This window comes from Mycobacterium sp., assembly GCF_025933915.1.
Taxonomy (GTDB): domain Bacteria; phylum Actinomycetota; class Actinomycetes; order Mycobacteriales; family Mycobacteriaceae; genus Mycobacterium.
The window spans coordinates 19,422-37,680 of the sequence record NZ_JAICZA010000033.1; the positions used below are offsets into that span (position 1 = coordinate 19,422).

Genomic DNA, 18,259 nt, shown 5'->3' on the forward strand with positions numbered 1-18,259 from the left:
GCTGGGGTGTCCTCGATGATGACCACCCTGGAGGGGTTCGGAGTCCCGGTGGTCGCGGCGGGTCCGGAGGCGGGCGTCGTCGTCGTCATCTTGGGCGACGAGGAGCGCGCCCCCGCGGCGTATGACGCGGTCTGCGAGCGCCTGCACACCGCATCGCTTCGGACGGTCGTCATCGGATTTGATCCGCGGCTGACCCCCAAGTCGGTGATCGGCATTCTCGACGCGCTGGGAATCGGCTGGGCCGTCGTCATGGGCGACCGCGCCGGCGGCGACCTCGCGTGGGAACTGACGGCAACCCGGCTGGGCCGGTTCGTCGGACTGGTGGTGATCGACCGCGGGCATCCGCGGGCCGGCGATCGCGACGGCGCCATTCGCGACGGACACTGCCCGCCGGTGGAGATCGGCACGACGGTGTTGGTCAGCTCGCCGGCCGCCCGGGCGGTGGCCCAGGCCAGCCAGCGGTACGTCTACGCCGACTACCGGGTGGTGCACCTGGGACGGCGCACCGTGCAGGAGTCGACGGCGCAATTGGCCGCCGAGATCATTTTGCGCACCAGTACTTGGTAACGCCTGGTTGACTGGCGGTCATGGCCTCCGAAGATGGCGCCGTGACCGATCCCGATGTCGCGATGCTGTCGGTGACCGCCCTGCAACGGCTGGTGGACAGCGGCGCGGTGGACACGGTCATCGTCGCGTTCCCCGACATGCAGGGACGCCTGGTCGGCAAGCGGGTGGCCGCGCAACTGTTCGTCGACGACGTGGCCGTCCACGGCGCCGAGTGCTGTGGCTATCTGCTCGCGGTCGACGTCGACATGAACACCGTGAGCGGCTATGCGATGTCGAGCTGGGACACCGGATACGGCGACACGGTGGCCAGGCCCGATCTGTCGACCCTGCGGCGCATTCCCTGGCTGGCCGGGACGGCGTTGGTGATCGCCGACGTGGGCTGGGCCGACGGCGGCTCGGTCGCCGTGTCGCCACGGGCCATCCTGCGCCGTCAGCTCGACCGGCTGGCCCAGCGCGGGCTGATCGCCGACGCCGCGACCGAGCTGGAATTCATGGTGTTCGACGAGCCGTATCGCCAGGCGTGGGCCGACGGGTACCGTGGGCTGACCCCGGCCAGTGACTACAACATCGACTATGCGATCGCGGCGTCGTCACGCATGGAGCCGCTGCTGCGCGATATCCGGCGCGGGATGGTCGGCGCGGGAATGCAATTCGAGGCCGTCAAAGGCGAATGCAACAGGGGGCAGCAGGAAATCGGCTTCCGTTACGACGAGGCGTTGGTCACCTGCGACAACCACGTCATCTACAAGAATGGGGCCAAGGAGATCGCCGACCAGCATGGAAAAAGCCTGACATTCATGGCGAAATACGATGAGCGAGAAGGCAACAGCTGTCACGTTCACTTGTCGCTGCGTGACCGGCAGGGCGACGCGGTGTTCGCCGACCCCGGCCGCCCGCACGGCATGTCGTCGACGTTTTGCGGTTTCCTGGCCGGCCTGCTGACCACCCTGTGCGAATTCACGCTGTTTTATGCGCCGAACATCAACTCCTACAAGCGATTCGCCGACGGTAGTTTTGCGCCCACCGCGCTGTCCTGGGGCTTGGACAACCGCACCTGCGCGCTGCGGGTGGTCGGCCACGGGCCCAACATCCGGGTCGAGTGCCGGGTGCCCGGCGGCGACGTGAACCCGTATCTGGCGGTGGCGGCGATCGTCGCCGGCGGTCTGTACGGTATCGAACGGGGCCTCGAGCTACCGGCGCCCTACGTGGGAAATGCCTACCACGCCCCCGGCGTCGAGCGGCTGCCCGCCACCCTGGCCGAGGCGGCCGGGGTCTTCGAGCGCTCCACGCTCGCGCGGGAGGTGTTCGGTGACGACGTTGTCGACCACTACCTGAACAACGCCCGCGTGGAGTTGGCGGCGTTCAACGCGGCGGTCACCGACTGGGAGAGGATGCGTGGTTTTGAACGCCTGTAGGTCGGAAAAGGGCGACGTGAGCCGCCCGGTGGTGGGCCTGACGACGTATCTCGAGCGCGTGCGGACCGGCATCTGGGACATCCCCGCCGGATACCTGCCGGCCGACTACTTCGAGGGCGTCATCCTGGCCGGCGGGATCGCCGTGTTGCTGCCCCCGCAGCCGGCGGATGCCGAGATCGTCGGCTCGGTGCTCGACGGCCTGCACGCCCTGGTGATCACCGGGGGATATGACGTCGACCCCGCCAGCTACGGCCAGCAGCCGCATCCGACGACCGATGAACCCCGCACCGACCGCGACGTCTGGGAGTTCGCGCTGTTGCGCGGCGCGCTGGAGCGCGGGCTGCCGGTGCTCGGGATCTGCCGTGGCGCACAGGTGCTCAACGTCGCGCTCGGCGGCACGCTGCACCAGCACCTGCCCGACGTGCTCGGCCACGGCGGGCACCGGGCCGGCAACGGCGTGTTCACCCGGCTGCCGGTTCGTACGGTGGCGGGCACCCGGCTGGCCGCGCTGGTCGGGGAGTCCGCCGACGCGCCGAGCTATCACCATCAGGCCATCGACAAGGTCGGGGACGGCCTGGTGGTCAGCGCGACCGATCCCGATGGCGTCGTCGAGGCGCTCGAGCTACCGGGGGACAGGTTTGTGCTTGCCGTGCAATGGCATCCGGAACAGGCCCTGGAGGATTTGCGGTTGTTCGCCGCGATCGTGGACGCGGCCCGGTCGTATGCGGGACGTGAGCCGAGGTGAGCGCCGTGGAGCTGGTCAACCCGGCGACCGAGGAGGTGCTGCGCTCGGTCGAGCAGGTCGACGCCGCGGCCGTCGACGACGCGGTGGGCCGGGCGCGGGCGGCGCAGCGGCGCTGGGCGCGGCTGCCCCCGTCCGAACGGGCCGCCGCCCTAAGGGCTTTCGCCGCGGCCGTCGACGCCCATCTCGACGAGCTGGCGGCGCTCGAGGTCGCCAACTCGGGGCATCCCGTCGCAGCGGCCGAGTGGGAGGCGGGCCACGTCCGCGACGTGCTGACCTACTACGCCGCCAGCCCGGAACGATTGTCCGGCAAGCAGATTCCGGTGGCCGGCGGCCTGGATGTCACGTTCAACGAACCGCTGGGCGTGGTCGGTGTGATCACCCCGTGGAACTTCCCGATGCCCATCGCGTCCTGGGGTTTCGCGCCCGCACTGGCCGCGGGCAACGCCGTGCTCGTCAAACCCGCCGAAGCGACGCCGCTGACCACGATCCGGCTCGGCGAGCTGGCGGTGCAGGCCGGGCTGGACGGGGACCTGCTCCAGGTGCTGCCCGGTCCGGGGGCGGTGGTCGGAAAGCGGTTCGTCACACATCCCGACATCGCCAAGATCGTGTTCACCGGCTCCACCGAAGTCGGCAAGCAGGTGATGAGCGGGGCGGCCGCCCTGGTGAAGCGGGTGACCCTGGAACTGGGCGGCAAGAGCGCCAACATCGTCTTCGCCGACTGCGATCTCGAGCGGGCCGCCGCGACCGCCCCGGCCGGGGTGTTCGACAACGCCGGGCAGGACTGCTGCGCCCGCAGCCGGATCCTGGTGCAGCGCAGCGTTTATGACCGTTTCATGGAGCTGCTCGAACCCGCGGTCAAAGGTGTCGTCGTCGGGGATCCCGCGTCCCGGGACACCGAGATGGGCCCGCTGGTGTCGGCCGCGCACCGCGCCAAGGTGGCGTCCTACGTGCCCGACGGTGCCCCGGTCGCATTTCGTGGCAGCGCGCCGTCCGGCCGCGGATTCTGGTTCCCACCAACGGTTCTGACCCCGCCACGCAGCGACCGCTGCGTCACCGAGGAGATCTTCGGCCCGGTGGTCACGGTGCTGGCCTTCGACGACGAGCAGGACGCCATCACGCTGGCCAATGACACCACCTACGGCCTGTCCGGATCGATCTGGACGGACGATCTGTCCCGTGCCCTGCGCGTGTCCCGGGCGCTCGAAGCCGGGAATCTGTCGGTGAATTCGCACTCTTCGGTTCGCTTCAACACCCCGTTCGGCGGTTTCAAGCAGTCGGGGCTGGGCCGCGAGCTGGGCCCGGATGCGCCGTTGCACTTCACCGAGACCAAGAACGTGTTCATCGCGATCGGAGAGGATTAGGTGGTGGCGGTTGATCTCACCCAACGGTTGGCGGGCCGCGTCGCCGTCATCACCGGTGCGGGCGGCGGCATCGGGTTGGCGTCGGCACGGCGCATGCGCGCCGAGGGCGCCAGCATCGTGGTGGCCGACATCGACGGCGACGCGGGTGCCGCCGCGGCCGACGAGCTGTCCGGTTTGTTCGTGCCCACCGACGTTTCCGACGAGGACGCGGTCAACGCGCTGTTCGACACCGCGGCCCAGACCTACGGCCGCATCGACGTCGCGTTCAACAACGCCGGTATCTCGCCGCCCGACGACGATCTCATCGAAGACACCGAACTGCCCGCGTGGCAACGCGTCCAAGACGTCAACCTGAAGTCGGTGTACCTCTGCTGCCGAGCGGCGTTGCGGCACATGGTTCCCGCGCAGCGGGGTTCGATCATCAACACGGCGTCGTTTGTCGCCGTCCTGGGGTCGGCGACGTCGCAAATCTCCTACACCGCCTCCAAGGGCGGGGTGCTGGCCATGTCGCGGGAGCTGGGGGTGCAGTTCGCCCGGCACGGCATCCGGGTGAACGCGCTGTGCCCGGGGCCGGTCAACACGCCGCTGCTGCAAGAGCTCTTCGCCAAGGACCCCGAACGCGCCGCGCGCCGGCTGGTGCATGTACCGGTGGGCCGCTTCGCCGACCCCGGCGAAATCGCCGCTGCGGTCGCGTTTTTGGCGAGCGATGACGCGTCATTCATCACGGCGTCGACGTTCTTGGTCGACGGCGGCATCAGCTCGGCCTATGTGACTCCGCTCTAGCCGCCGTACTCACTGGCAGGGTGCCTCACCGGCGACCACACGGATGTGTTCGCCGGCTCGGTCCCCGCCCGGCCGGTGCGCGGCGGGCGCGGCCGCCGTCCATATCCGCGGCACCGACAGCACGCCGAGCGACACCCGACGACCCAAACGCGCGCTGACGCCGTCGACGGCGGCCGGCTTGGGGAAAAGTGTTCGCAGCGCCGCCGCCTTGTTCATCGAATTCAGGTGTCCGATCGCGAAATCCGACGCCGCGGTCAGCGAATTCAATTGCGACAGCGCCGGTGTGACCGCGGAAACGGATGATTCGAGCCTGGTCGGCGAGGGCGCCGACAGGTGTTTGAGGGCGTCGGGTATGGCTGACATCACCTGGCGGGCGGCCGATATGACGTCGGGCGCGGCCTGCAGCGTCCACGTGCATGCGGGCGCATCGGGATTGGCGGGCGCAGAGGTGAACGGCGCCACCGCCACCGCGCCGGCCGCGGCGTCGGCGTAGGCGTACATGGCGCCGGCGTCCTGTGCCCACATCACGTCGTATTCGGTGTCGACCTCCGCGATCGCCGCGCTGTGCTGGCCCAGACAGTTCGCCGACGCCAGCGACATGCGGAGCGTGCGGTTGCGGGCGATCGCCGGTGGTGCCGCCATCGCTGCGAAGGCCGACTCGTGCGCGCCGGCCGCCGCCCCGAGCTGAGAGGCCGCGTGCCGACTCCGTGCGGCGCTGGCGTCGAGCCAGTCGATGTACTGTGCGGCGGCTTGGCTCATCGCGGGCGGCGCCGGGCCCTCCCATTGCGCCGCCAGCTTGGCGGTCACCGCGCGGTAGTCTGCCGCCGCGGTGCAGAGCCACGCGGCTAGCTTGTCCCACGCCGCGGCGGCATGGACCATCGATCCCGCGCCGGGACCCGAATACATCAGCCCGGAGTTGATCTCCGGCGGCAGCGTCGCGAAATCCATTACAGCCTCTGCCTGACGACGGCGGTGTGGGTGGCACCCGAAAACAGGGGGTCCTTCACGAGATAGCGACGGGCGTTACACGCCGTGGGGCGCGTACGTGTCGCGGCAATACGCGGCGTGCAACGGAACAACACAGTGCGCCGAATGTACAACGTGAAACCCTGAGCAACGGTCGGAACGAGCTGTGAACTCGATCCGAGTCCGGTGCGTGTTTGTGCAGGTGGCGCTCAAGTGCTCAGCGATCGCCGGTACGGGGATCGATGAGCTCGTTGAAGTCGGCGACGCTGTGAATGCCGTCGACATAGTTGAACGAGCCGTGTTCGAGCACTTCCTGCGCGGCACGGACGACAGCGGTAAGCCCGGTGCGGCAAAAGGACGTGCCGATCGACACCCGGCGCACTCCGAACTCCTTGAGCTGGGCGAGCGTGAAACGGGCCGGCCCGAGCCCGGCGACGTAGTTGAACGGCCGGGTGACGCTGCTGCAGGCCCGACGCAGCGCCGCTTCGTCGGGCAGGCCGGGTGCGTACAAGACATCGGCCCCGGCCGCTTCGAATGCCTGCAGCCGGGACACCGTGTCGTCGAGATCCGGGCGGCCACGGATGAAGTTCTCCGCGCGGGCGGTCAAGGTGAAGGGGTGCGGCAGCGCCCGCGCGGCTTCAACGGCGGCCTGGATGCGCTCGACCGCCAGCGTGCGGGCGAAGATCGGCGCATCGGTTTCATATGTGGCGTCCTCGATCGAGGCCCCGGCCAAACCGGCCTCGCCCGCCAGGCGCACGGTTTCGGCCACCGCCTCGGGGGCGTCGCCGAACCCGTTCTCCAGATCCGCGGTCACCGGGAGACGGGTTGCCTCGACGATGCTGCGCGCGTGTTCGAGCGCTTCGTCCCTGCTGACCGCGCCGGCGCCATCGCGCCGGCCCAACGAGAACGCCAGTCCGGCGCTGGTGGTCGCCAGTGCGTGAAACCCGAGGTTGGCGAACAGCCGCGCGGTGCCGATGTCCCAAGGATTGGGGAGCACGAGAATCTCGTCGCCGGCGTGCAGGCGGCGGAATTCGTCGCCACGACGGGTCCGTTCGGTGTCATCCATGGCCAGTCCGATCTGGGGAGTCTGCATGCAGGTGTAGCACCGGCCACCGACAAGCGCTACGGCCGGAAAACGATGAGCGGAATCGCCATCTCGACCGTGCTGGCCCCGCCGTGGAAACCGACCAGGCGGGACGTTTCTGGGGGCTCGTGTGCGCTGGCCAGCACCGCCGCGTCGCCCGAACAGACGACCACCACGTCACCGAGCCGTTCCAGGTGCGCCGCGGCGACCGGCCCGAACATCCCGGTGGCCACCGCCTGCTCGCGGCCGTACACGGTGGCCCTCCCGCCCAGCACCTCGGCCCACGCGGCCTGCACATCGGGCCCGGCACCGGGCTCGGTATGCAGATACCGCACGCGGGGCTCGCCGGCCACCACCCGTATTCCCTGGGCCAGCCGAGGGTCGGCGTCGAGGTCGACACGGGCCTCGGGTGGGACGTTGAGGCCGCCGTGGTCGGCGGTCACCAGCAGCGCCGCGTTCGGCGGCAGCGCCTCGAGCAGGCGCGATAGCAGCGCGTCGACGCTCGTCGCCGCCGCATGCCACTGCTCCGAGCCGACTCCGAAGACGTGGGCCGCGGTGTCGAGTTCCGCGGTGTAGCCGTAGACCAGGCCGGGCGCCGAACCCAGGTCATCCATCACCAGCCCCGCGTAGTCGTCCGCGGGGCCGACAGGGCGGAATTCCGCGCCCCGATACGCGGCGTCGGTCAGTCCACTGCCGATGAACAGCGCCGGCAGCACGGCGCGGGCGCTGACGCCGGCCTCCTTGAGCCGCTGGAACCAGGTCGGGACCGGTTGCCAGACGGCGGGCGACGGGTCGTCCCGCCACCGGATGTGGTTGAGCACCTTGTCGGTGCCGGGCACCCTGAGGGTGAAGCCCAGAATGCCGTGCTCGCCGGGAAGCGCGCCGGTGCCCAGGGACACCAGGCTGGTCGGCGTGGTCGACGGGAAGGTGCACTCCAGCTGGGTCAGCCGTCCGGTGCCACCGGCCAGCACGGAGGCGAGCAGCGGCGCACTGCCGGCAAGCTGCGGGAGCAGGTGCCAGCCCAACCCGTCCACCAGCACGACGAGCACCCGATCAATCCGATCGGAGTCCGCCCAGTCCGTGACCGCCAACTTGTCCAGCTTCCCCGAGGCGTCCGGAACCCCGAGCAGGGCGGCGGCGGCCGGCAGCACGTCGCAGAGGGAACCGGGCACGGGGCCAGTCTGACGGTCGAAGCTAGACGCGCGCCAGTCGATGGTCGGTGACCAGCAGCTGCCGGTTGGTGCTATCGGTCAGTGCGCACAGCTGCGTCGGCGAGAGCCGACCGCACAACCGGCCCCAGTGCATCGCGACCACATCACCGGCGGCCGCGTCGGGCACCGCGCTGTATCCGTCGGCCCACACCTTCAGCACACGCGCCGAGGGTTTCGACAGCGTGAGCGCCTGACCGTTCCAGGCCAGCCTCCGGCACAACACCTCGACCCGGTCTCCATCGCGGGAAAGCACTGTCCCGGAACTGATTCGGCAGTTGTCCAGCACACGCAACGGCTGCTCGTCCATATTTCGGCCCAGGAACCGCGTCCACGGATAAACCCCGAACACGTGGAAGCAGTGATTCCCGGCGGCCTCGCACGCCAGAGCCGGCGTGAGATGCGACCAGTAATGGCCCGCCTGTGGACCGAGGATCGCCAACAACGCGTCGAAGAACTCCCGCGGGTCCAGGGCGGCCCCGGCGCCGCCGCCGAGCCAATATGACTCCACCAACCGATAATCCAGCGGGTCGGCGATGCCGGTCAGCTTCGACAGCACCCGCAGATACGGCCAGGCCCCGGAGAACTTGGTCGCCGCCCGGCGCACGTCGGCGACCGACCCGTCACGCAGCGTGGCCCCCAGCGGGGGACCGCAATAGCCCAGCGCGTTGGGCGCATAGGCGTAGCGGGCGAACATCTCAACGCCCGTTTGTAAGCCCTGGTGAACGTTGCGGGTGCCGGTCAAGCCCGCTCCACCAGCTTCACCGCGTCACGGTGCATGCGGCCGAAGTTGTAGTAGGCCGCGCAAGCCCCTTCGGGTGAGACCATGCAGGTCCCGATCGGGGTCTCCGGAGTGCATGCGGTGCCGAAAACCTTGCATTCCCAAGGCTTGAGCACGCCCTTGAGCACCTCACCGCATTGACACGCCTTCGGATCGGCGACCCGCACGCCGGGCATCGCGAACCGCAGCTCGGCGTCGAACTCGGCGAAGTCGTCGTGCAGCCGCAGCGCGCTCTGCGAGATGAAGCCCAGCCCGCGCCACTCGAAGTGCGGACGCAACCCGAACACCTTGCCCATCAACGCCAACGCGGCCGGGTTGCCGTGCTCGGGCACCACGCGCTTGTACTGGTTTTCCACTTCGCAGCGTCCCTCACGGATCTGACGCAGCAGCATCGCGACGGAGGCCAGGATGTCCAGCGGCTCGAAACCAGCCACCACCAACGGCTTTCGGTAGACATCCGGTACGAACCGGTAGGGACGGTTGCCCACCACCGTGGACACGTGCCCCGGACCGATGAACCCCGACAGCCGCAGGTCCGGTGACTCCAGGATGGCCCTGATCGGCGGCACGATGGTCACGTGGTTGCAGAAGACGCTGAAGTTGGGCAGGCCCAGATCGCGCGCCCGCACGAGCGTCACCGCGGTCGACGGCGCGGTGGTCTCGAAACCGATGGCGAAGAACACCACCTGTTTGTCGGGGTTGTCGACCGCGATCTTCAACGCGTCCAGCGGAGAGTAGACGAACCGCACGTCGGCGCCGCGCGCCTTGGCGTCCAGCAGGCTGCCGGCCGACCCGGGCACCCGCATCATGTCGCCGAAGCAGGTGAAGACCACGTCGGGCTGGCTGGCCAGCCACATCGCGTCGTCGATGCGTCCCATGGGGATCACGCACACCGGGCAGCCCGGGCCGTGCACGAGCTCGACGTTGTCGGGCAACAGGTGTTCGATGCCGTGCCGGTAGATGGTGTGCGTGTGCCCGCCGCACACCTCCATGAACTTGAACTCCTCGCCGTCGGTGCCGGCCAGGTGCTCGATGGCCACCAGCAGTTTGCGCGCCGCGGCGGGGTCGCGGAATTCGTCAACGAATTTCATTGCCGCTCCCAGGGTTAGATAATGGCCGACGAGTCGAAGGCCTGCATTTCAGTGGTGTAGGTGTCGCCGAGTTTCTTGATGGCGGCCAGCGTGAGCAACGCCTCGGTCTCGTCGATCTTGGCCATCGCGAAGCCGACGTGGACCAGCACCCAGTCGTCGGGTGCGGGTACGTCGTCCTCCAGCAGCCGGACACTGATGGTCCGCTGCACTCCGCTCACGTCGACCTTCGCCAGATAGTTTGCGGGATCGGTGATCTCGACGATCCGACCCGGGATCCCAAGGCACATTTCGGCTCCCTTCCCTTTCTCGTGGCGACCCGCTGCGCCCGGCTTCGCCGCGCTTGCGAGCGCCACGTCAACAGATCCGCGGCAACGGATCGCCGACGAGCATGTCGACGATCCGGGTACCGCCGAATCCGGTGCGCAGTACCACGCTTTCGGCGGGCTCGGTGACGATTTCCCCGACTTCGGCCGCATCGGCACCCAGCGGATGGGATCGCAACGCGTCCAGCCCCGCCCGTGCCTCTTCCGGTGCGACGACAGCGACGAACTTGCCCTCGTTGGCAACGTAGAGCGGATCGATGCCGAGCAACTCGCAGGCGCCATTGACCGTCGGCGCCACCGGAAGTCGCTCCTCTTCGAGCAGCACCCCGAGGCCGCAGGCCTGGGCCAGCTCGTTGCACACGGTGCCCACCCCGCCCCGTGTCGCATCACGCAGCCACCGGGTGGATGGGGCGGCCGCCATCAGCAACTCGACCAACGGGCTCACCGACGCGGTGTCGGAGGCGATATCGGCCTCGATGGCCAGATCGCCGCGCGCGAGCATGACCGCCATGCCGTGATCGCCCATCGACCCCGACAGCAACACCTTGTCCCCGGCGCGCACCGACTGCGCCGACAGCGTGCGGCCCGCGGGGATGACGCCGGCCCCGGCGGTGGTGATGAACAGCCCGTCGGCCGCACCCCTGGGCACCACCTTGGTGTCGCCGGTGACGATCTGCACACCGGCGGCCGCGGCCGCCGCGGCCATATCGGCGACGATCTCCTTCAACTCGGCGATTCCGAAACCCTCTTCGAGCACGAACGCCGCCGAGATCCACGACGGCACGGCACCGGCCACCGCGAGGTCGTTGCAGGTGCCGTGCACGGCGAGTTCGCCGATCGAGCCACCGGGAAAACGCCTGGGCTGCACCACAAAGGAATCCGTCGACATCGCCACGCGCTCTCCGCTGGGCAACGTGAGGACCGCGCCGTCGCCCAGCGACTCGAGCAGCGGGTTACGAAACGCCTCGATGAACACCGCGTCCACCAGCGCCGCCGAGGCCTTGCCGCCCGCGCCGTGCGCCAGGGTCACATGGTCGTCGAGCAATCGGGGGCGGCGCCGGCGGAACGACTCGATCCGCTCGATCACGTCGCCTTCGGCGAACCGCGGCCCCGACGAACGATAGTCACTTCCTGAGGTGTTCATGCGGCCCCCAAACCGTGATCGCTCCCGAGACGTTCGTGGACCGCCAACCACAACTGATAGCCCAGCAGCGCCTGGGATTCCTGAATCCGGTGCACGCTCTGCGAACGAACGACGAAGCAGGCGTCCACATTTGGATTGTCCGCGAAGGCGCCCCCGTCGTAGCCGGAAAAGCCGATGGTGTACAGGCCGCGCCGGCGTGCCTCGGCCAGCGCGGTCAGCAGGTTGGGGGAGTTGCCGCTGGTCGACATCGCGATCGCGATGTCGCCGGTCGTCGCGCGGGCGATCAGCTGGCGGGCGAAGACCAGCTCGAATCCGACGTCGTTGCCCAGTGCGGTCAGGATCGCCTGGTCGGCGGTCAGCGACCAGGCCGGCAGGGGGTTGCCGAGCGGCGGTCGCGCGAACAACGCCGCCAGCGTGGTGGAATCGGTGCAGCTGCCGCCGTTTCCGAACGTGAACAGCCTGCCGCCGGCGGCGAACCGTCGCGCCAACTCGGCGGCGGCCCGCGACAACAGATCGGCGTTGGCTTCCAGCGTGGCGCGCCGAAGCGCCACACTTTCGGACGCCTTGGCTTGTGCCGACGCGGCCAGATCGGTGAGCAGCGAGGAGGGATCGTCTTCCTCGGCGTCGATGAAAGGGTACAAGAAGTTGGTGGGTTCGTCGGCGGGGCTCATGAAACACCTCCTCGGATCCCGGCTTGAAACTGGTTCGAGCCGGCATCTTCGTCGCCGACGCGGCTGATGGCCGTGCCGGCGTGCACCAGCACCAGCTCGCCGGCCGCGACCGGATCGACGAGTGCGGTGATCACGTTCTCGATGCCCCGGGCGGTGCGCACCGGTGCCTGACCGTCGACCGATGCGCTCACCACTTCGCCCAGCCGACCCTCGTCGCTACAGGTCACACAGACCGCCTCGTCGCCGCCCTTGGGTTTGAGCAACCCGGAGTGCTCGAAACACACATGGGTCAGCTCCCACAACAGGTGGTAGAACAGCACGAAGCCGCCGGTGGCGGGCACCCGCGGATCGGGATCGTCGAGCCAGAGCACGTGATCGGCCAGGCCGGCCTCGGGTGGATCGCCGCTGCCGATCCAAATCGTGGTGGCGCCCCAGGCCGGGCCGCGACGCATCACCGAGCGCACCTGCGCGTCCTGAGCACCGGACACCGCGACCACGATGTCGCCGGGCCGCACCGATACCCGCACCAGATCCACCAGGTCGGGCCCGGTGAGCGCCACCGCGGGCAAGGCCCGTTTGCCCATGATCACCGGATGCACGAATTCGACGGCGATGTGCATCGCGTGCGGTTCCCACGACGGCGCGATGGACCACATGGTGGCACCGGCGGCGAATCGCTTGGCGAGCGTCAGTGCCGTGGCGGCGAGGTCTTCGGCCAGCTCGGAGCCCAGCCCGCGGTCGATGGCGGTGGTGATCATCGCGTCATCCCCTCCTCCTGCGCCATCAGCATCGAGGCCGCGGCCTGGCCCAGCGCCAGCCCACCGTCGTTCGGCGGAACGGTGTGATGAGTGAGCACCTCAAAACCGTTGTGCCGCAGTAAGTTGCCACAAGCACGCAGCAGCAGGACGTTCTGGAACACCCCGCCGGTGAGGCCCACCAATCGGGTGGGGCCGGCGACCCTGGTGACCACGTCGGCGACCGCGACCGCGACCGCCTCATGGAACGCGGCGGCCAGCACCGCGCGCGGTGTCCCGGCGTAGAGCGCCGCGACCATCGTCTGCACCATCGGGACCGGATCGATCACCCCGTCGGGGCGCACCGCCAGCGGCAACGACGGCGCGGGCCGCTCGGGATCGGCGTCGGCCGACTCCGCCAGCGCCTCGAGCTCGATGGCGGCCTGCCCCTCGTAGTCGATGCGGTGCCGCACCCCGAGCAGGGAGGCGACCGCGTCGAACAGACGGCCCATGCTCGAACACGGCACGCATCCCGTCCCGGATTCCAGTTGCGAACGGGTGAGGCGCAGTTCGTCTTCAGTCGCGGCGGCGACGGGAGCCAGATCCGGCGTCCAGTCGATGTCGGCCAGCCACAGCTGGGACAGCGCCATCCGCCACGGATTGCGCACCGCCGCATCGCCGCCGGGCAGCGGCACCGGCAACAGGTGGCCGACCCGCTCGAAATGGTGGCTGCGACTTGGAAGCGCCAGGATCTCACCGCCCCAGATCGTCTCGTCACAGCCGTAACCGGTGCCGTCGAAGGCGACGCCGACGATGGGTTCGCCGATGCGCCCGTGTTCGGCCAGCAGCGACACCACGTGGGCGTGGTGATGCTGAACCAGATCCAGCGGGCGGTTCCCCGCGTGGCGCTCCGCCCAGCTTCGCGTGTGGTATCCGGGATGCAGGTCGGCGGCCAAACGTGCGGGCGTGCCGCGTATTTCGCTGAGTTGGCCCACCGCACGCTCGAACGCGCGCAGCGTCTCCCAGTTGGCCATGTCGCCGATGTGGCCGGACAGGTACGCCCTCGAGCCGTCGGTGAGGCAGCAGGTGTTCTTCAGTTCCCCGCCCACGGCCAGCACGGCCGGCCCGTCGAGCCCCAGGTCGACCGGCAGCGGCGCATACCCGCGGGATCGGCGGATCGGAAGCTCGTGGGCCCCGTCCCGGTCTCGGACGACACGCACCACCGAGTCGTCACACGGCACCTGGATCCGCCGGTCATGATCGAGGACCGCGTCGCAGAGGGCCGGAAGCCTGTGCGCGGCATCGTCATCGGTGAAGCAGATCGGCTCGTCGGAGCGGTTGGCACTGGTCAGCACCAGCGCGTCGGGCACCGGCCCGGCGCTGCCCGGCACCGGTGCCAGCAGCAGGTGATGAAGGGGGGAGTACGGCAGCATCAACCCGAGCAGCGGGCTGCCGGGAGCCACCGCGTCGGCGACCGGCGCGGTGTCGAGCCGCCGAAGTAACACGATCGGGCGGGCGGGGCCGCACAGCACGGCGGCTTCGGCATCGTCGACGTGGGCGTAGCGGCGCGCGACGTCGAGATCGCGAACCAGCATCGCGAAGGGCTTGGCGCCGCGCGCCTTGCGCGTCCGTATCGCGGCGACCGCCGTCGCATCGTCGACGCTGCAGGCCAGGTGATAGCCGCCGATCCCTTTGATGCCCACCACGGCGCCCGCGGTCAGCGCACTCTGGGTGGCGGCCAAGGCCGCATCCGATCCGCGTACTTCACCGGCCGCCGAGCGGAACCGCAGGGCCGGCCCGCAGTCCGGGCAGGCGATCGGTTGCGCGTGGAAGCGGCGGTCCGCCGGATCGTGGTATTCGGCGGCGCAGCGTGCACACATGGCGAACGCCGCCATCGTGGTGGCCGGGCGGTCGTACGGCAATCCTTCGATGATGGTGAACCGTGGGCCGCAGTTGGTGCACGTCACAAACGGGTGCCGGTATCGGCGATCGAGTGGGTCGAACAGCTCGGCGACGCAGTCGTCACACACCGCGATGTCGGGTGGAATCGGGGTGGTCGTACCGGCGGTCAATTGACTTGTCACGATGTGGAATTCGGGCGCGGACGCGGGATCGGCCTCGAGTTCGGTCGCACGCACCTCGGTGATCCGCGCCAGCGGCGGGGATTCAGCGCGCAGCCGCCGACAGAATTCCGCCACCCGAGCGCGCCGGCCTTGCACCTCGAGAAAGACCGCGCCCGAGTCGTTGCCGACGAATCCGGACAGACCCAGTTCGGTCGCGACGCGATGGACGAACGGACGGAAGCCCACCCCTTGGACCACGCCGGTCACCGTGACCCGCTGCCGAACGTCCTCGGACCGCGACAGCAGGTGAACTTCGGCCATTTCGGTCATCTCAACCGGCCCCCGCCGCGCTGTCCATCGGGCCGGTGTCACCGCGGCCCATCAACTCCAGGCCGGCCATGGCCCGATCGGCTCCGGCGCGATCGGTCTTCTCCACGGCGAAACCCATGTGGATGATCACCCAATCGCCCGGCGCGAACGTCTCTTCCGGCAACATCCCGACGTTCACCTTGCGCTGCTCGCCGACCACGTCGACCAGCGCCAGCTGCCCCGAGAAGCCGTCTAGCATGGCGACGACCTGCCCCGGTATGCCCAGACACATGGTTCAGCACCCGCTTTCGGCCGCGGGTAACGGCGCGCCGTGCAACGCCGCGACGATCTCTTCGACCGCCCGCGCCGCCCGGGGGACGGCCTGGGCGACCGGTTCGGTCAGGCCCATTCCTTCCTGGACGCTGCCCGCCTCGCAGCCGACGACCACGGTGTAAGGCGGACGCCCGCCCAGCGCCCGCAGGCTGGCGAAGACCGCGGCCGGGTCCATGCTGTGGCCGTCCAGGCCGGCTGTGCGCGTAGGCGATTCGTGGTCGGCCTGAAAGATGTGCAACGTTCCGGGCTGCCCCCGGCTGGGTACGGCGTCGACGAGGACCAGCGTGTCCCACTCCTCGAGCAGGTCGTAGGCCAGGTGCATGCCCCTGATTCCGTAGTCGATGACCTGGACCGCCGGATCGTCCTGCGGCAGTTCGGCGTTGCGGACCACTTCCGACCCGAAGCCGTCGTCCCCCAGGAAGATATTGCCGATCCCGGCTACCAGGATGCGCGTTGCCATGGTGGTGTCAGCCTTCGTGGCTACATCCGCCTCAACTTGAGATAGCGGCGGGCATCGGGTACGGACATCACGCCGAACGCCATGGCGACGGCGGCCACCAGCGCGATGATGGCGATGAAGATCCAACCTAGGACTTCCATGCCGGACTCCTTTCAGGGGTTGTTGCGTTGTGCTGAAGCGGTTCGACTTCGTCGGGGGAGAAGTACAGGTAGCGGCCGTACCAGTCGTGCAGGTCTGCGGCCGGGTCCTCGTCGACGACCACGGCGACGTGTTTGTTGCCCTCGACGTCCTCATGCACCGACGTGACGCGGGCGGTCTTGCCGGCGACGAAAATGTCCTGGGCGTCGGCGTTGCGCCGCGGTCGCAACCGGACCGTGCTGCCCCTGGCCACCCGGATCCCGTTCACCAGCACCGCATCGATCTCGGGTCGGACGGCGTTGTCCGCCAGCGGATCCCACCAGTCGACGCCCTCGGGTATCTCCGGCACCAGATCGGTGGGTCCGCGCAGCGATCGCGGATCCCGCAGCACACCGTGCAACCGGGCCATCGCCTCGGGTGACATGGCGTCACACTCGTCGATGATTCGCGCCGCCCGCGGGTCGGTCGCCCGGGCCTGCGCCTTCTCCGCATCCGTCATGGTCATCACGCGCAGGGTCAGGATTTCGTCGATCTCGGTGCAGTCGTACAACGCCGTGTCGCTTTGTTCGGCCACCTCGGGGTGGTCGTAGAGAATGATCGGTGAGATCAGCAGCATGTCGCGGTCGCCCGCCGGCCCGGCCAGCACGGGGAAGCAGCGATGCTGGCGGCACCGGGACACCGCATCGGCCGCGGCCTGCGGCGGCTCCAGCAGCGAGACGAACTGGCCGCCATCCACCTCGGCGATGAGATGGGTTCCGATCATGGATCGCGCGATGGCGTCACCCTTGTCGCGCGCGGCCGCGCCGGTGTTTTCCACCCGTACCGAGACCCGCCGCAGGTCGCCGTCGGACCGGCTGGTGACGGCCAGCACACCGCGCACCTCTCGTCGCTCCCGAACCAGTCGGCCGCCGTCGAGGAGTTCGACGTCGGTCGCCGCGTCGGCCGACACCGGCAGCGACCACGGTTGATCGTCGAGCGCAAGTGGGCCGAAGGAGATTTCGCGCTCCACCGCTTCGTCCCAGGTCAGCCACGACCCGGCCGGGGTGTTGAGCTCGTCGACGGGCTCGAAGCCGTGACCCGTTTCCCGCTCGGCCCTGCGGTGCTGCAACTGCAGGAACCGCACCACCAGGGTGAGCGCACGCGCACCGTCGACCAAGAACTCCGCGGCAAGGGTGGCGTCTTCGCCGAGGCCGTCATCTGCCGCACCGCACGGCCCCAAAACGCCGAACTGCCAACGTGATTGGTTCTTACACGACGTCCCCCGGTACGGGTAGAGCAGATAGCCCTCGTAGAGCACCGCGTCGGCGACGGCGCGGGCCCGATCCCAGCTCGCGGTCATCGCGTCACCTCGCGATCGGCGGTGGCGCCCAGCAACGAGGTGATGGCGTGGTCGAAATCGAGCATCCCCCGGCCCGATTTGTAGCCGGCCAGCTCCGCGATGGTTTCGTGGCTCAGCCGGATCCAGCCGCTGTTGGGATAATGCTGCGCGATCAGATCCCGCCAGACCCCCACCGGCATGTCGTAGCGGTCCTCGCGGTCCCACGGCACCTGCTGGACCGAGAAGCCGCGTTCGGAGTTTACGAAAATCGTTCCGCTGAACAGGAACTGGATCGGCACCGTGCCGTCGCGCAGCGCGTGCAGATATTTGGCGGCGGCGACCTCGAAATCGTAGGTGCAGTCCAGGGACAGGGTCGCGATCGTGCTGCCGGTGAATCCCGGCACCATCGCGGTGCAGTGCTGCCACAGGAAGGTGCGTTGGGTGTTCGCCCAGCGTTCGCGGGCTCCGAACAAGTCCGTCAGGCCGGCCGCTTCGTCGTCGGAGTACGAGCGGCGCAGTGGCTCGATCCTGACCTGGCAACGCAGGGCGATGGCGTGCACCGGATCGGATGCCGAAGGGCCGCTGCTGGTGACGCCGACGCGGACGGTGAGGATCGGGCTGACGGTGTACGGCTCGGCCGTCACGTCCAGAACCGCGAAGCTCACCTCCATCGGCGGAGCGTTCATCGCGGCACCTCCACTGCGCGGGCGGTGAGCAGGTCGAAGAAGCCGTCGATGAATTCGCGTGCCTGCTGGCCGCCGTCAA

Annotated in this window: 19 protein-coding genes; 5 read left to right on the forward strand and 14 right to left on the reverse strand. The window is 69.1% G+C overall.

Going from position 1 to position 18,259, the window contains the following annotated elements; all coding sequences use genetic code 11:
• Nucleotides 1–15 precede the first annotated feature (15 nt).
• The 5 genes from Q0W90_RS07805 to Q0W90_RS07825 are packed head-to-tail and all read left to right on the forward strand — an operon-like array spanning nt 16 to nt 4,871.
• Nucleotides 16–567 (forward strand): alpha/beta hydrolase, encoded by a 552-nt coding sequence (locus tag Q0W90_RS07805; protein ID WP_297599243.1) that lies wholly within the window; start codon nt 16–18, stop codon nt 565–567.
• A gap of 20 nt (nt 568–587) precedes the next feature.
• Nucleotides 588–1,982: a glutamine synthetase family protein gene (locus Q0W90_RS07810; RefSeq protein ID WP_297773975.1), complete on the forward strand. Its 1,395-nt coding sequence runs from the start codon at nt 588–590 to the stop codon at nt 1,980–1,982.
• Nucleotides 1,963–2,727 (forward strand): gamma-glutamyl-gamma-aminobutyrate hydrolase family protein, encoded by a 765-nt coding sequence (locus Q0W90_RS07815; RefSeq protein ID WP_297599239.1) that lies wholly within the window; start codon nt 1,963–1,965, stop codon nt 2,725–2,727. Before Q0W90_RS07810 ends, Q0W90_RS07815 begins: the two co-directional genes overlap by 20 nt.
• Nucleotides 2,724–4,088: an aldehyde dehydrogenase family protein gene (locus Q0W90_RS07820; RefSeq protein WP_297773977.1), complete on the forward strand. Its 1,365-nt coding sequence runs from the start codon at nt 2,724–2,726 to the stop codon at nt 4,086–4,088. The genes Q0W90_RS07815 and Q0W90_RS07820 overlap by 4 nt, the downstream gene beginning before the upstream one ends.
• A 3-nt stretch (nt 4,089–4,091) precedes the next feature.
• Complete coding sequence (locus Q0W90_RS07825; protein ID WP_297599235.1) at nt 4,092–4,871, forward strand: 3-oxoacyl-ACP reductase; 780 nt, start codon at nt 4,092–4,094, stop codon at nt 4,869–4,871.
• 9 nt (nt 4,872–4,880) lie between these two features.
• Here the strand turns inward: Q0W90_RS07825 and Q0W90_RS07830 are convergent, their stop codons facing one another.
• From Q0W90_RS07830 to Q0W90_RS07895, 14 genes are all read right to left on the reverse strand, one after another.
• Nucleotides 4,881–5,819 carry a PPE family protein gene (locus Q0W90_RS07830; RefSeq protein WP_297773981.1) on the reverse strand — a complete coding sequence of 313 codons (939 nt, stop codon included), beginning with the start codon at nt 5,817–5,819 and terminating at the stop codon, nt 4,881–4,883.
• Between the two features lie 235 nt (nt 5,820–6,054).
• Entirely contained in the window at nt 6,055–6,930 is an 876-nt protein-coding gene (locus tag Q0W90_RS07835; RefSeq protein WP_297700858.1) for an isocitrate lyase/phosphoenolpyruvate mutase family protein, read from the reverse strand.
• Between the two features lie 29 nt (nt 6,931–6,959).
• Nucleotides 6,960–8,093 carry a nucleotide pyrophosphatase/phosphodiesterase family protein gene (locus Q0W90_RS07840; RefSeq protein WP_297599229.1) on the reverse strand — a complete coding sequence of 378 codons (1,134 nt, stop codon included), beginning with the start codon at nt 8,091–8,093 and terminating at the stop codon, nt 6,960–6,962.
• Nucleotides 8,094–8,115: 22 nt separating this feature from the next.
• On the reverse strand, nt 8,116–8,874 hold the full coding sequence (locus Q0W90_RS07845; protein ID WP_297773985.1) for a DUF6390 family protein: 759 nt from the start codon (nt 8,872–8,874) through the stop codon (nt 8,116–8,118).
• A complete protein-coding gene (hypD, locus tag Q0W90_RS07850; protein ID WP_297596776.1) occupies nt 8,871–10,001 on the reverse strand; it encodes a hydrogenase formation protein HypD in 1,131 nt (376 codons plus the stop codon). The genes Q0W90_RS07845 and hypD overlap by 4 nt, the downstream gene beginning before the upstream one ends.
• A gap of 14 nt (nt 10,002–10,015) precedes the next feature.
• Nucleotides 10,016–10,288 (reverse strand): HypC/HybG/HupF family hydrogenase formation chaperone, encoded by a 273-nt coding sequence (locus tag Q0W90_RS07855; protein WP_297698819.1) that lies wholly within the window; start codon nt 10,286–10,288, stop codon nt 10,016–10,018.
• A gap of 67 nt (nt 10,289–10,355) precedes the next feature.
• A complete protein-coding gene (gene hypE, locus Q0W90_RS07860) occupies nt 10,356–11,468 on the reverse strand; it encodes a hydrogenase expression/formation protein HypE (protein WP_297596780.1) in 1,113 nt (370 codons plus the stop codon).
• Nucleotides 11,465–12,139 carry an SIS domain-containing protein gene (locus Q0W90_RS07865; protein ID WP_297596782.1) on the reverse strand — a complete coding sequence of 225 codons (675 nt, stop codon included), beginning with the start codon at nt 12,137–12,139 and terminating at the stop codon, nt 11,465–11,467. The genes hypE and Q0W90_RS07865 overlap by 4 nt, the downstream gene beginning before the upstream one ends.
• On the reverse strand, nt 12,136–12,897 hold the full coding sequence (locus Q0W90_RS07870; RefSeq protein ID WP_297596784.1) for a HypC/HybG/HupF family hydrogenase formation chaperone: 762 nt from the start codon (nt 12,895–12,897) through the stop codon (nt 12,136–12,138). Before Q0W90_RS07870 ends, Q0W90_RS07865 begins: the two co-directional genes overlap by 4 nt.
• Nucleotides 12,894–15,266: a carbamoyltransferase HypF gene (hypF, locus tag Q0W90_RS07875; RefSeq protein WP_297773990.1), complete on the reverse strand. Its 2,373-nt coding sequence runs from the start codon at nt 15,264–15,266 to the stop codon at nt 12,894–12,896. Before hypF ends, Q0W90_RS07870 begins: the two co-directional genes overlap by 4 nt.
• Before the next feature lies 1 nt (nt 15,267).
• Nucleotides 15,268–15,537, reverse strand: a complete 270-nt coding sequence (locus Q0W90_RS07880; RefSeq protein WP_297596788.1) for a HypC/HybG/HupF family hydrogenase formation chaperone — start codon at nt 15,535–15,537, stop codon at nt 15,268–15,270.
• Between the two features lie 3 nt (nt 15,538–15,540).
• Nucleotides 15,541–16,038, reverse strand: coding sequence for a hydrogenase maturation protease (locus Q0W90_RS07885; protein ID WP_297596789.1), 498 nt, complete (start codon nt 16,036–16,038; stop codon nt 15,541–15,543).
• Nucleotides 16,039–16,165: 127 nt separating this feature from the next.
• Complete coding sequence (locus Q0W90_RS07890; protein ID WP_297596792.1) at nt 16,166–17,515, reverse strand: hypothetical protein; 1,350 nt, start codon at nt 17,513–17,515, stop codon at nt 16,166–16,168.
• A complete protein-coding gene (locus Q0W90_RS07895) occupies nt 17,512–18,180 on the reverse strand; it encodes a DUF6084 family protein (protein WP_297773993.1) in 669 nt (222 codons plus the stop codon). The genes Q0W90_RS07890 and Q0W90_RS07895 overlap by 4 nt, the downstream gene beginning before the upstream one ends.
• Nucleotides 18,181–18,259: the final 79 nt, after the last annotated feature.

Excerpts from the sequence above, each read along its gene's own strand:
- Q0W90_RS07885 (WP_297596789.1), bottom strand. The coding sequence starts at position 16,038 with ATGGCAACGCGCATCCTGGTAGCCGGGATCGGCAATATCTTCCTGGGG.
- Q0W90_RS07865 (WP_297596782.1), bottom strand. The coding sequence starts at position 12,139 with ATGAGCCCCGCCGACGAACCCACCAACTTCTTGTACCCTTTCATCGAC.
- Q0W90_RS07810 (WP_297773975.1), top strand. The coding sequence starts at position 588 with ATGGCCTCCGAAGATGGCGCCGTGACCGATCCCGATGTCGCGATGCTG.
- Q0W90_RS07895 (WP_297773993.1), bottom strand. The coding sequence starts at position 18,180 with ATGAACGCTCCGCCGATGGAGGTGAGCTTCGCGGTTCTGGACGTGACG.
- Q0W90_RS07890 (WP_297596792.1), bottom strand. The coding sequence starts at position 17,515 with ATGACCGCGAGCTGGGATCGGGCCCGCGCCGTCGCCGACGCGGTGCTC.
- Q0W90_RS07870 (WP_297596784.1), bottom strand. The coding sequence starts at position 12,897 with ATGATCACCACCGCCATCGACCGCGGGCTGGGCTCCGAGCTGGCCGAA.
- Q0W90_RS07880 (WP_297596788.1), bottom strand. The coding sequence starts at position 15,537 with ATGTGTCTGGGCATACCGGGGCAGGTCGTCGCCATGCTAGACGGCTTC.
- Q0W90_RS07805 (WP_297599243.1), top strand. The coding sequence starts at position 16 with ATGATGACCACCCTGGAGGGGTTCGGAGTCCCGGTGGTCGCGGCGGGT.
- hypD (WP_297596776.1), bottom strand. The coding sequence starts at position 10,001 with ATGAAATTCGTTGACGAATTCCGCGACCCCGCCGCGGCGCGCAAACTG.
- Q0W90_RS07835 (WP_297700858.1), bottom strand. The coding sequence starts at position 6,930 with ATGCAGACTCCCCAGATCGGACTGGCCATGGATGACACCGAACGGACC.
- Q0W90_RS07830 (WP_297773981.1), bottom strand. The coding sequence starts at position 5,819 with ATGGATTTCGCGACGCTGCCGCCGGAGATCAACTCCGGGCTGATGTAT.
- hypE (WP_297596780.1), bottom strand. The coding sequence starts at position 11,468 with ATGAACACCTCAGGAAGTGACTATCGTTCGTCGGGGCCGCGGTTCGCC.
- hypF (WP_297773990.1), bottom strand. The coding sequence starts at position 15,266 with ATGACCGAAATGGCCGAAGTTCACCTGCTGTCGCGGTCCGAGGACGTT.
- Q0W90_RS07855 (WP_297698819.1), bottom strand. The coding sequence starts at position 10,288 with ATGTGCCTTGGGATCCCGGGTCGGATCGTCGAGATCACCGATCCCGCA.